Source organism: Catenibacterium sp. UBA627 (genome assembly GCF_002299355.1).
Classification (GTDB): Bacteria; Bacillota_I; Bacilli_A; order Erysipelotrichales; family Coprobacillaceae; genus Catenibacterium; species Catenibacterium mitsuoka.
Genome location: NZ_DBPF01000122.1, coordinates 36,293 through 49,196, shown reverse-complemented (window position 1 = coordinate 49,196; position 12,904 = coordinate 36,293). Strand labels below are relative to the sequence as shown.

12 protein-coding genes are annotated in these 12,904 nt (G+C 34.5%); 1 reads left to right on the top strand and 11 read right to left on the bottom strand.

What is annotated here, in order from left to right; all coding sequences use genetic code 11:
- Window positions 1-63: 63 nt before the first annotated feature.
- Window positions 64-390 carry a cyclic-di-AMP receptor gene (locus B2S90_RS08175; RefSeq protein WP_006505142.1) on the bottom strand — a complete coding sequence of 109 codons (327 nt, stop codon included), beginning with the start codon at window positions 388-390 and terminating at the stop codon, window positions 64-66.
- A 98-nt stretch (window positions 391-488) separates the two neighbouring features.
- On the opposite strand from B2S90_RS08175, the gene B2S90_RS08170 reads away from it, so the two are divergent.
- The gene (locus B2S90_RS08170) at window positions 489-1,490 is read left to right on the top strand and encodes an A/G-specific adenine glycosylase (RefSeq protein WP_286696860.1); all 1,002 of its coding nucleotides are present in this window, start codon (window positions 489-491) and stop codon (window positions 1,488-1,490) included.
- 16 nt (window positions 1,491-1,506) lie between these two features.
- Here B2S90_RS08170 and B2S90_RS08165 read toward each other — a convergent pair whose 3' ends face one another.
- From B2S90_RS08165 to B2S90_RS08120, 10 genes are all read right to left on the bottom strand, one after another.
- The gene (locus B2S90_RS08165) at window positions 1,507-2,448 is read right to left on the bottom strand and encodes a PhoH family protein (protein WP_055234563.1); all 942 of its coding nucleotides are present in this window, start codon (window positions 2,446-2,448) and stop codon (window positions 1,507-1,509) included.
- A 57-nt stretch (window positions 2,449-2,505) separates the two neighbouring features.
- A complete protein-coding gene (gene rpsU / locus B2S90_RS08160; protein WP_055234561.1) occupies window positions 2,506-2,691 on the bottom strand; it encodes a 30S ribosomal protein S21 in 186 nt (61 codons plus the stop codon).
- Between the two features lie 111 nt (window positions 2,692-2,802).
- Complete coding sequence (locus B2S90_RS08155) at window positions 2,803-4,281, bottom strand: UDP-N-acetylmuramoyl-L-alanyl-D-glutamate--2,6-diaminopimelate ligase (protein WP_055234560.1); 1,479 nt, start codon at window positions 4,279-4,281, stop codon at window positions 2,803-2,805.
- On the bottom strand, window positions 4,268-5,575 hold the full coding sequence (gene mtaB / locus B2S90_RS08150; protein WP_286696859.1) for a tRNA (N(6)-L-threonylcarbamoyladenosine(37)-C(2))-methylthiotransferase MtaB: 1,308 nt from the start codon (window positions 5,573-5,575) through the stop codon (window positions 4,268-4,270). Before mtaB ends, B2S90_RS08155 begins: the two co-directional genes overlap by 14 nt.
- A gap of 4 nt (window positions 5,576-5,579) precedes the next feature.
- Window positions 5,580-6,353 carry a hypothetical protein gene (locus B2S90_RS08145; RefSeq protein ID WP_055234556.1) on the bottom strand — a complete coding sequence of 258 codons (774 nt, stop codon included), beginning with the start codon at window positions 6,351-6,353 and terminating at the stop codon, window positions 5,580-5,582.
- A gap of 1 nt (window position 6,354) precedes the next feature.
- Complete coding sequence (locus B2S90_RS08140; protein WP_286696858.1) at window positions 6,355-7,089, bottom strand: RsmE family RNA methyltransferase; 735 nt, start codon at window positions 7,087-7,089, stop codon at window positions 6,355-6,357.
- 97 nt (window positions 7,090-7,186) lie between these two features.
- Window positions 7,187-9,754: an ATP-dependent chaperone ClpB gene (gene clpB / locus B2S90_RS08135; protein WP_055289837.1), complete on the bottom strand. Its 2,568-nt coding sequence runs from the start codon at window positions 9,752-9,754 to the stop codon at window positions 7,187-7,189.
- Window positions 9,755-9,918: 164 nt separating this feature from the next.
- Window positions 9,919-11,124 carry an ATP-binding protein gene (locus B2S90_RS08130; protein ID WP_055289134.1) on the bottom strand — a complete coding sequence of 402 codons (1,206 nt, stop codon included), beginning with the start codon at window positions 11,122-11,124 and terminating at the stop codon, window positions 9,919-9,921.
- Between the two features lie 22 nt (window positions 11,125-11,146).
- Window positions 11,147-11,356 carry a helix-turn-helix domain-containing protein gene (locus B2S90_RS08125; RefSeq protein ID WP_279078931.1) on the bottom strand — a complete coding sequence of 70 codons (210 nt, stop codon included), beginning with the start codon at window positions 11,354-11,356 and terminating at the stop codon, window positions 11,147-11,149.
- A gap of 214 nt (window positions 11,357-11,570) precedes the next feature.
- A partial coding sequence (locus B2S90_RS08120) for a transglutaminase-like domain-containing protein (protein WP_286696857.1) occupies window positions 11,571-12,904 on the bottom strand: 1,334 nt, incomplete at its 5' end.

Here is a 12,904-nt window from a genome sequence, read left to right as displayed (position 1 = left end):
AATCACCTGTTGACTATATTAAAGTAAAAAGGATGGTTTGACCATCCTTTTTTTTCTCAATTATTAGATTTTCTCGAAACGATCAACATCAACTACAAATACTGTAGCACCACCAACAAGTACATCTACCATGATTGGTGTAAAGAATTCACCCATTTCTGTAGGTGGAACTGTAGGTTCTTTTTCGACACGCTTCTTGGCATTTGCTTTAATGATTTCAATTGCGCCATCTACCTTATCATCATTTGTTCCTACGAAGAATGTTGTATTTCCCTTCTTCAAGAAGCCTCCTGAAGTGGCTAATTTTGTAACAAAGAAACCACCTTCAGTTAAAGCGCTCTGAACAGTTGAACTATCATCATTATTCACAATCGCAATTATCAGTTTCATACTATTGACCTCCTAATAAGAATTAGTTTGTACCTATATTCTAGCATATTTGAAGACAAAAATACACCTATAATATATAATGACTCATGGTGATTTAAATGAATATACAAGAAGAATTAATAAATTGGTACAAAGAGAATAAACGTGTTCTCCCTTTTAGAGATATAGACGACCCTTATAAGATATGGGTGAGTGAAATCATGCTGCAGCAGACAACCGTCACTGCAGTGATTCCCTATTACAATCGCTTTATAGAAAGATTTCCAAATGTTAAAACTCTATCTGATGCCTCAATAGAAGAAGTCTATAAATACTGGGAGGGATTAGGCTATTATCGTCGCGCATTACATCTTCATAAGAGCGCACAGATGATTGAGAATCATTTTCCTAAGGATTATGAAGATATTCTCTCACTTGTTGGTGTAGGACCCTATACCGCAAGTGCTATTATGAGTTTTGCCTATCATAAACCTTATATTGCAGTTGATGGGAATGCTTTAAGAGTATTGAGCAGATTATATGCGATAGAGGATAATATTGCCTCAAACAAGACTGTAAAGAAAATTACGGAGATAGGAAATAAGCTCGTAGTTGGTTATGATTCAGCTCAAATTAATCAAGGTATTATGGATTTTGCGAATGCAATCTGTCTCCCTGTTCATCCTCATTGTGAAGAGTGTCCACTTCGAGGTCATTGTCAGGCTTATTCAACAAATAAGCAGGAAGTTCTTCCTATCAACATCAAGAAAGTAAATAAGAAGAGTATCTCTTATATTACAGGTATAGTTGTTTATGAAGATGAAGTCATGCTTATTAAAAATAAAAATGGCTTACTAGAAAATATGTATTTACTCCCGCAATATGAGGTGGAGAGTCCTTATTCCTTTATAGAGGCATTTAAAGAAGATTATGGCATAGAATTAGAAGTATTATCTCATTTAAAGGATTTTAAGCATGTGTTCACCCATCGTACATGGTATATGCATGTTTATATTTTTAGAGCGAATAAACACTCAATAAATTTCTATACAAATAAAGAGCAGGAGGAAATCACAATTCCTACTGCTCATAAGAAAATACTGAAATATTATAAAGACTGATCAGAAACAATCAGTCTTATTTGTTCATATCGTATTTTTCAATAATTCTAGCAACAACCGGATGTCGAACAACATCAAGTGCTGTTAAGTAAACAAAAGAGATTCCTTTAACACCCTCTAGGATCTTCATGGCGTGCTTTAAGCCATTTGTTGTCTGTTTAGGTAAGTCAATCTGTGTAATATCCCCTGTAATACACATCTTAGAATTGAAGCCAAGACGTGTTAAGAACATCTTCATCTGATTGTCTGTTGTATTTTGCGCTTCATCTAGAATAACATAAGCATCTTCTAGTGTACGACCACGCATATAAGCAAGTGGTGCAATTTCAATAATACCCTTTTCAATCAGTTTTTCTGTATTTTCTGCACCTAACATATCATAAAGTGCATCATAAAGAGGTCTTAGATAAGGATCAATCTTTTCTTTTAAGTCCCCTGGAAGGAATCCAAGGTTCTCTCCTGCTTCTACGGCAGGTCTAGTTAAAATGATTTTCTGTACTTCATGATTCTTTAATGCCTGTACAGCAAATACAACAGATAAATATGTTTTACCAGTTCCAGCTGGACCAATCGCAAATACAACATCATGATCCTTTAAGGCATGATAATATTCTAATTGACCCATAGTCTTAGGATAGATGATCTTACCATGGCTTGTACGCGCAATATGAATATCAAAAAGTGAATCCATTTCATCAAGTTTTCCATTGCGTCCTAATTTAATAGCATATACAACATCTCTTTTAGAAATACGTACATCTTTCTTAGTCAGTTTGAGAAGTACATGAATTACTTTTTCTAGTGTTGGATCACTATGATCAAGATAAATATCTGTACCACGTACATTGATTGCATTTTCAAACTCATCTTCTAATAATGCGATATTTTCATCATGCGGACCACATAACAATTGCATGGCATCTAAACTGTATCCATTCAACTGAATTACCTTTTCCATAAAATCATCCTTTCATTGAAAAAAAGAAGAGTCAGATGACTCTTCTAAAAATAAATCTTATCTATGACGTTTCTTCTGGTTCTTTCTAGCTGCTTCTGATTTCATTTTTCTCTTTAAACCAGGTTTAACATAGAATTCTCTTTTACGAGCTTCAGCAAGGGTTCCTGTTCTAGAAACTTGTCTCTTAAAACGACGTAAAGCATCATCTAAAGATTCATTTTCTCTTACTACTGTCTTTGCCATTGAACTTTCCCCCCTTTACCGCTAAATTCGAATATGATTATACACAATGATTTTAAATAATGCAAGTCTTTTTTGACTTTTATTCATGTAATTTGATAACTTATTTTAAATCTATAATTCTTCTTCCAATTCCTGATTATATAACTGTTTTGCATACTCCTGTGCAATGAATTTATCTCCAGGATAAGGTGTGTTACCTACCAGAGATGTCATGAACTGTTCATGACCTTTTCCTAGGATAAGAATAACATCTCCTGCACAGGCTGCATCAATAGCCTGCTGAATCGCAAAACGACGATTGGTGATGATAACAGAAATTGGATCTACAATCTGTTCTTGAATCTGCTCACAGATTCCTTCAATATCATCATCTCTTTCATCCTGCTCTGTCAAAATGACATAATCACAGTACTTATTAGCCAAAGCACCAATCTTGCTTCTTTTATGGATATCTTTACGACCTGGTGCACCAAATACCGCAATTAAATGACCATTTCCCTTTACACCATGTACAAACTTAAATACTTCTTCAAAGTTATGTGCGTGCTGGCAATAGTCTACAATAATATGGAAAGGCTGTTTAACAGGTACAACCTCCATACGCCCTTCTACTGGCTGAATATATTTAATCGCATTGACTATTTCTTCAGGTGTCATCTCTAAGGCATAAAGTGTTGTCAATATTGCAAGTGTATTTGAAATATTAAAAGGTGCAATGATTGGAACTTCTACATGAAATAAACGGTTCTTAATACATATATCAAATGTTGAATGATCAATAAAGTATTCAATATTACGAGCCATAATATCTGCTTTATGATGAATACCATAGCTTAAGATTTTTGCATGTTCTGACAAATCTTTATAATTCATTGAAAGAAAATGATTAAAACGCACTTCATCTGCGTTTAAGATAGCATAACCACCTTCTTTTAATAATCTAAAGAGTTTTTCATAAGAAACCATCAGATTATCAATCGTACCATGAAATTCCATGTGTTCTTCATAAGCGTTTGTAAAAACCACAATACTGAAATTAACAGAATCAACACGCTTTAAAGCCAAACCATGCGACGATACTTCAAGAGTAAAGCCTTTTACATTCTCCTTAACCATGTTGTAGAAATTACGATGAAGGCAGATTGGGTCAGGCGTTGTTCCTGTCATCTGCATCATAGTGGCTCCATATTCTATGCCGTTATTTCCTACATAGCCCATCTTTAAATAACGACCTAATAAGCGTGCAACAACACGGGCCACTACCGTTTTGCCACTTGTACCTGTTACTCCAATACCTGTCATCTTATAAGAGGGATGATCATAGAAAAGATCTGCCACACGATTGAGTTCATCTAGAACATCAGGTACTTGAATATAGACAATACCCTGGTAATAACGACGCAATGGTTTAGAATGGACAATACATTTAGCCCCTTGGAAAATAGCATCATCCACATATTTATGACCATCTGTCACAAGTCCTTCAATACAAAAGAAGATAGAATCTTTTCTTACATAACGAGAATCGCTATGTATAGATTCAATCTTCAAATCACTTTCAACTTTAAAAAGCTCATTAAGCCTCTTCACTAGAAACCACCCCGATTAAATCATAACCTCGATGATCTGTTACTTTCACTTTATAAATATGTCCTTCTTTTAAAGAAGTATCTGCCACAAGAACCTTTAAGTAATTAGATGCATGACCAACCATATAGCCATCTTTTTCTTCTTCAATCAATACTTCTAGTTCCTTATTCATTTCAGATAATGCGAATTCAGTTTTTAATTCATCAGATAACTGTAATAGTCTTTTAACACGTTCTTTCTTAACGTCACCTGGGACCTGACTTGGCATACGGTCTGCAGGTGTGCCTTTTCTTCTTGAATAAGGGAAAACATGCAACTGATTGAAATGAAGCTTCTTGATCCAGTTATATGTATCTGCAAAGTCTTCTTCTGTTTCTCCTGGGAATCCTACAATAACATCTGTTGTAATAGAGATTCCTGGTAATGCTTCCTTTAATTCAAAATATTTCTTTTCAAATTCAGCTGTATTATAATGTCTTGCCATTCTTCTTAAAATAGAATCTGTGCCAGACTGAATTGGAATATGAAGATGATCAACAATAATAGGACTCTTTCCAATAAGTTCGATAATCTCATCACTGACCTGACTCATTTCAATAGAAGAAATACGTAATCTCTTCAATCCCTTAATCTTAGTTGTCAAATCTACCAATAGGTCATAAAAAGAATAATTCTCTAAATCCACACCATAACCTGCTGTATGAATACCAGTTAATACGATTTCTACAAATCCTCTGTCTACTAATTCCTGAGCCTGTCTTAATACATCTTCCTTAGGACGAGAACGTACGCCTCCACGTGCATAAGGAATAATACAATATGTACAGAAGTTATTACAGCCATCTTGAATTTTCAAGAAAGCTCTTGTTTTATTTTCAAATGCATGAATACTTAAGTCTTCAAAACGAGACACCTTCATAACATTTTCAATTTTAACTATCTGTTTATGTGTACTCTTATATTCTTCTACAAAGTCCACAATGGATGCACGATGCTGAGTTCCTAGCACAACAGAAACACCTTCAATTCCTGTGATTTCTTCACTCGCAACCTGTGAATAACAGCCCACAACGCAGATGACTGCTTCAGGGTTTGTACGATGTGCCTTACGGATCATCTGTCTTGATTTAGAGTCTCCTGTATTTGTGACTGTACAAGTATTAATAACATATACATCTGCAGGAGATTCGAAGTCGATTGTTTTATATCCTCTCTTTTTGAATATTTCTAACATCGCCTCTGATTCATAGCTGTTTACTTTACAGCCTAATGTATGAAAAGCAACTGTTGCCATTGTCTCACTTCACTTTCTTATTTAATTTCTTATATGTATGATCACTAATCAACTGATGATCATGCATGTATTCAATGAACTGTGTATATTCACCACGTTCATAATAACTAACTAATTCTTTCGCATCTTCGATAGACACCTTATTAGAATGACGATTATCATCACCTATGACCATACGGCAGATTAATGAGAAATCTTCTTTCACAAATAAATAGATTGTCCCCAATTCTTCATAATAGTAGGCAATGTGAGATTCATTTTCATAAATCTTTTCTAAACTTGAAAAAGGTGTATCTAATAAAATAGGTCCATAATATCTATAAGCGGTATCTAATGTGATTTTTTGACTCTTTACAAATTCAGCATGCTGCTTCAATAAGAGAATCTGATAATCGTTGATATACCACCCATTAATATCAGGAGAATAGACAGGAATATAAATATCTCTTGAACTTTCTTCATCATAAAAATGAGGGAGCGTTTCTAAAACATTCTTGAGATCATTGTTGAACATCTTTCGTTTTTCTTCATAAGTGATATATTCAAACATATCATAATGACCTGCCGCAAAAAGATCATAAGACCCTTCAATAGCATCTCTACCTTCTAACGAACGTAGGACAATTTCCATATTGAATAAATCAATTTCAGATTTGATCTTAAAACGAATATCCATTGATTCTAGTTCTTTTTTATGTTCTTCACAATAATGATACAACTTTGTCTTAGTATACTTTGTATCCCTGCTGTATTTATTAATGACTGCAATAAAGTTCATATTAATCCCCCAATTCTCTTCTATACCCAATAACACTTAGCATATATAAAGGTGCTGTTTCACTTCTTAATATACGATTACCAATAGAACATGGCACAACACCTATTGCCTGCATCTTTTCTACTTCCTGAAGATCAAAACCTCCTTCAGGTCCCACAATAATAGTAATAGAAGTATGAAGTGCATCAAGTGCTTTCGTGAAAGCACGGTGTTCACCATTCTTACTTTCTTCTTCATATGCCACAACATTAACTTCAGATAAATAATCTTCAAGCTGTGATAATTGAATAGGAGGCGTAATTTCAGGAACAATCTGTCTATGACATTGTTCACTTGCTTCCTGAGCAATACGAACAAAGCGCTCTTTTTTCTTATTAAAACGTGTTTCATCCATCTTCACAATACTTCTAGAAGCACGTAATGGAACAATACGTGTAACCCCTAGTTCCGTTGCTTTTTGAATCACAAATTCAAATTTATCACTCTTAGGTAACCCATAGACTAAAGTCACTTCAACATCCAATTCATTATCTTCCTGAAGTTCTTCCTTAATCTGTAATAAGCCCTGTTTTAAGTCTATGATTTCACACAAACATACATGCTTATCTTCATCAATGCAAATAACATGTTCGCCTTTTTCCATGCGCATAACCTTAGTCATATGCTTATACATAGAATCATCAGCGATAATAATATCATTTTGTCTATAATTGTTTTTAATAAAATATCTCTGCATAGTCATCTCTCCTCTAGCATTCTAACATTTTTATGAAACATTGAAAAGACAATAGAAAAAAAAGAAGATAGAGGGGGATTCTATCTTCTTTTACACTTTATGATTCTCTCGCAACAAATCCATTATCATAATCAATGATTACATGACTATTGGCATGAATTGTACCTTTGATAATTTCTCTTGCAAGCATTGTCTCAATATGAGACTGGATATAACGCTTGATTGGACGAGCACCAAATGTTGCATCAAATGCATCCTGTGCAATTCTATTTTCAGCCGCATCAGTGACTTCTAAAGTAATCTTCTTTTCTTCTAGACGACCTTCAAGTTCATGAATAAACTTATCAATAATCTTATAAACAACACTTGAATCAAGTGAGTTGAACATAACGATTTCATCAATACGGTTTAAGAATTCAGGTTTGAAGTGCATCTTTAATTCATTATCCACTTCTTTACGTGTTTCTTCATTATTACCCTGCAACAAGTACTGAGAACCGATATTAGAAGTCATAATGATAATTGTATTCTTGAAGCTAACTACATTACCTTTAGAATCTGTTAAACGACCATCATCAAGAATCTGTAATAAGATATTGAAGACATCTGGATGGGCTTTTTCAATTTCATCTAATAAAACAATACTATATGGAGCACGTCTAACCGCTTCAGTTAACTGTCCACCTTCTTCATAACCTACATATCCTGGAGGAGCACCTAATAAACGAGAGACACTATATTTCTCCATATATTCACTCATATCGATACGTACAATATTCTTTTCGCTATCAAAGAGCTGTTCTGCTAAAGTTTTCGCTACTTCTGTCTTACCTACACCAGTAGGACCTAGGAATAAGAATGAACCAATTGGTCGGTTTTCATCATTGATACCAGCACGGCTTCTAAGTATTGCATCAGTGACCTTAGTAATTGCTTCATCCTGACCAATAACTCTCATCTTCATAATATCTTCAAGATTCAATAGTTTTTCTTTTTCTGATTCCATCAGCTTAGAAACTGGAATATTTGTCCATCTAGAGATAACTTCAGAAATAGTATCTACAGTAACTTTTTCCTGTAATAGAGCATCATCATTTTCTTTTGCCTGGTATTCTTCTATTTCTTTATTAATAGCTGGTATAGTCTGGTATTTGATCTTAGAAGCTTCTTCTAGGTTGCCCTGAGATTCAAATTGTGCCATCTGTGTTTCAAGACGAACCTTCTGATTCTTTAAGTCCTTGATATGATCAACCTGAGACTTTTCTGATTTCCACTGTTCAGTTAAGCCAGAAATCTTTTCATTTAATGAAGCAATCTTCTCTTTGATTTCTTCTAGTCTCTTTTCATTGTCTTCTGTTGAATCTTCTTTTTCAATTGAAATTCTTTCCATCTCTAGACGATTCTTATCACGTGTAATTGTATCTAATTCTTCTGGCATAGAATCAATTTCCATACGTACTGAAGCGCATGCCTCATCAATTAAATCAATGGCTTTATCTGGCAAGAAACGATCAGTAATATAACGGTCACTCATATGAGCTGCTGCGATAATCGCACTATCCTGAATCTGAACACCATGATGAGATTCAAATGGTTCCTTTAAACCTCTTAGAATCGCAATAGTATCATCAATATCAGGTTCCTGTACCAATACTTTCTGGAAACGTCTTTCTAAGGCTGCATCCTTTTCAATATACTGACGATATTCATCAAGTGTAGTTGCACCAATACAATGTAATTCACCACGGGCCAACATTGGTTTTAATAAGTTAGCCGCATCCATAGCACCATCTGTCTTACCTGCACCAACTAACTGATGGATTTCATCAATAAACATAATGATTCGTCCTTCAGATTTCTTGATTTCATTTAAAACAGCTTTTAATCTTTCTTCAAATTCACCACGATATTTAGCACCTGCCACAAGTGAACCTAAATCAAGTTCAAATAAAGTTTTATCTTTTAATGTTTCGGGTACATCGTTCTTAACTATACGCCAAGCAAGTCCTTCTACAATCGCAGTTTTACCTACACCTGGTTCACCAATTAAAATTGGATTATTCTTTGTCTTACGTGATAAGATCTGAATCACACGTCTGATTTCTTCATCACGTCCTATAACTGGATCAATCTTGCCATCTTTAACATCTTTTACAAGATCACGTCCGTATTTTTCTAATACTTCATAATTATTTTCTGGGTTTGGAGTATCCACTTTATGTCCTCCTCTCATTTCCTTAATGATTTTTTCTACTGCTTTCTTATCTAGATGATAACGAGATACAAAGTTTCTGATAAAGGTACCTTGCGAATTAAACAGTGCGAGAATAAGATGTTCTACACTCATATAGTCATCTTTATACTCTGTCTTAATTCTTTCCGCATTCGCAATCCAGCTATTCAAATCATAACTTAAGCGTAACTGATCCTGTGTGACCTGTCCCACACTCGGTTTCTTATTTATCTCATCATTGAGTAAATCCTGTACTTCTGGTATAGAAATATTGAGTTTTGTAAGTACTCGATAGAAAATACCAGAACTATCTTCTAATAATGCATACATGAGATGTTCAACATCTACAATCTGCTGATTAAGAGATAAAGCACTCTGCGCCGCACGTCCAAATGCTTCCTGCATGGCTTCTGTCCATTTTTCACTATTCATCGCAATCACTCCTTTTAGCACTCTTCTTTCTCTTGTGCTAATGCTAGTATATCACTTTTATTAGCACTGTCAATAGATGAGTGCTAATTTCTATAAAGATTTTGTGACTTGTTGTGACTACTAATTGAAAAAAGTAATTACAGTCTTAAAGCATTTTGCTTTGCTCAGTCTACAATCCCCAATAACCAGTCTCTTGCATTTATACGTCGAATTCCTTCATATTGTTCTTCTGGTTCTTCATCCATTGTTAAGATAATCTTCGGATAATGATCTCGTATTGCTTGTAATGGTCTTAATTCTCTCAAAAGTGTATTTTCATCTCGTACAGTCAGTGCTACCTGGAAATATACTGTTCCCTTTTTATTCTGTGCTACAAAATCGACTTCATATGAATCGATTTTTCCAACATACACATCATATCCTCGACGCAACAATTCCAAATAGACTATATTTTCCAGAACATGTCCTGCATCTGCCTGCCTTGAACCTAAAAGCATATACCTCATTCCAATATCAACTATATAATATTTTTCAAGAGTCTTTAAATATTGTTTTCCCTTTATATTATAACGTTTTGCCTGATATATAATATAGCTCTCGCTAAAAGCCTCCAGATATTTTCCCACCGTTTTGGTATCAATTTTTCGCCCTTCTGAGGTCATCGTATCTGCAATTTTTTTTGAGGACAATGGATTTCCTATATTATCAAACACAAATCTTAAGACACTCTTAAGCATCATGGTATCTGTGATTCTTTTCCTGTTTATAATATCCTTCACAACAATCGTATTATAGATTCCTTCCAGATAATCTCTAATCTCATCTGGCTGATTTTTTAATTCCAATGTAAACGGAAATGAACTATTCTGCAAATACTCAGCATATTTAATTCCTCTGTCATTCATGCTACCAGTACTTTCCATATATTCCTTAAAAGACAACGGCAACATTTCAATCTGAATATATCTTCCTGAAATCATAGTCGCAATCTCACTGGACAACATATATGCATTAGAACCAGTCACATAAATATCTATGTTTTTTTTAATATAAAGACTGTCCAGCACTTTCGGAAAATCTTTTACATTCTGAATTTCATCAAGAAAAATATATGTCATTTTCCCATTAATCAAACGTTCCTTTAAATATTTATATAATTTTCTGTAATCTGTCAGTTCTTCATAATCAAGATCTTCAAAATTAATAGAAATAATCTGTTCTTCCTCAACCCCATGCTCTTTTAAATAATTGCGATAAATTTCCAGAAGCATAGATTTTCCACAACGTCGTACACCTGTAACAATTTTAATCAACTGCTTATCTTTCCATGCAATCAGTTTTTCTAAATATTCTTTTCTTTCTATAATCATAATAATGCTCCCTTCGTTTTTACTAATTATATTCCAAAAATAACAAAATATTCAATAGTTTTAGGATTACATTCCAAAAACTATTGATTTTCATATCTTTTTGGGAACAAAAGTTAACTTGATAGCTGTTTCTGTGTGAATCAATATTACTCGTCTCCATATAGACAATATATCCGGCATAGTGGTCAAGGACAGCCTGTATTGCTATGGAGTCTCCCTCATATGCCTTTATAATCGTATCATAGTGTTGAGCATCACTTTATTTACTACTAAAAGACACATAATTATTCAAATTAAATGAAAAAGGCATTACAGATATGAACTCTTTCTATTCACATTATTTGTAATGCCTTTTTTATGTTTTGTGTGCAAAAAAGAAAAGAGAAGGAAACATTCAAACCCCCTCTTCAAACATTTCTGTCCCTAACAGCGAGACTTATGATAATTTATTTTTCAATATCTTCCATAGAAATCAGTTCCTGTGATACATCCACCTGAGAGAAGCGAAGACCATGATCCTCGTACTCAAATTCTCCTCTCTGATTATCAATCGGATCGATGCGGAGCCATTTTTTCTCCGGTATGAATTCTTTTTGGATTTCAGAGTTAGCTGGCATGCGGAAAATGTCGAGATTACCAAAGTAATAGTTCCAACGCTCTTTGTCTCCTTCACGCCATGCGCTTCCACCAAAGGAAGGGTCTGCAAATACCCATCCATAAGGTGCTACATAGAATTGTGCCCAATCATGGCATCCTGTATAATACTTTGTTGCATATAGACCTGACTGCCAACGTGCCGGAATTCCAGACATACGGCAAAGTGTGATGAATAGTAGTGCTTGTACACCACAATCACCTTTCAGATTGATTGCACAGTATTCTGGAATACACTCAATTGTAAAATACTCTCTCATGAAAGAATACATAACTTTTGTTGTCACAAAATCATAGAATCGACGCGCCAAAATAATTGGATTTGTCTCATTTCCTGCAAGCTCATCTCTTAGTTCTCTTAAGTAAGGAGTGAATACGATATGTGGTGCCTGCTCTTTCAGACAGAAATCTGGCTGTTCTTCAGATACCTTGGCAGGATCTAACTCCACATAATTTACATGGTAATCAAATGAATAATCTACCATAAACTCCTGATTCTCTTTCAGTTCAGTTTCAAAATATACTGTTCTCTGTGGTGCATCAGCAGGTGCTATATATGTAATCTCTGGATTAGATGCGTGAATCTCTACATTAGAAACCTGCTCATATACCTTAGGAATCGGAAGATGTACACGAACCTTGCGTCCTATCTCTTCGAATTCTTTCTTAACTTTTATTGTTGAACGTATACGAGTGTGTACAGTTCTTCCACCATGTTCCTTCATGTAATGTATATTTTCGTTCAATAGCTTCTGATTCAGGTTGTTTTCTTTGTTATTCTCTGGATTTTCTACAATTACACGTTCAGCGAAGTCTGGACGTGTCTTAATTAGATTTTCATAGAATCGACGCTGAAAATGTACCTCGCCGTCCACATAAACCCAATCTGCTGCACCGATTTCTTTTAAATGATCTAACTCTTCTTTTTTGAAATCACGCAGATGGCTCGTCATGATTTCCAATGCTTCATCATAAGTAAATGGGTATTCATTTCCACCCATAACACCAATGACTTCCTGTTCAATTTCCAGACGTTTTCTAAGCGCCTGTGGAATATCCTTTTCTTCTAGAAAATAATGAATCATTTTTTGGGCTCCAGCATAATCACCATAAATTTTTAATTTCA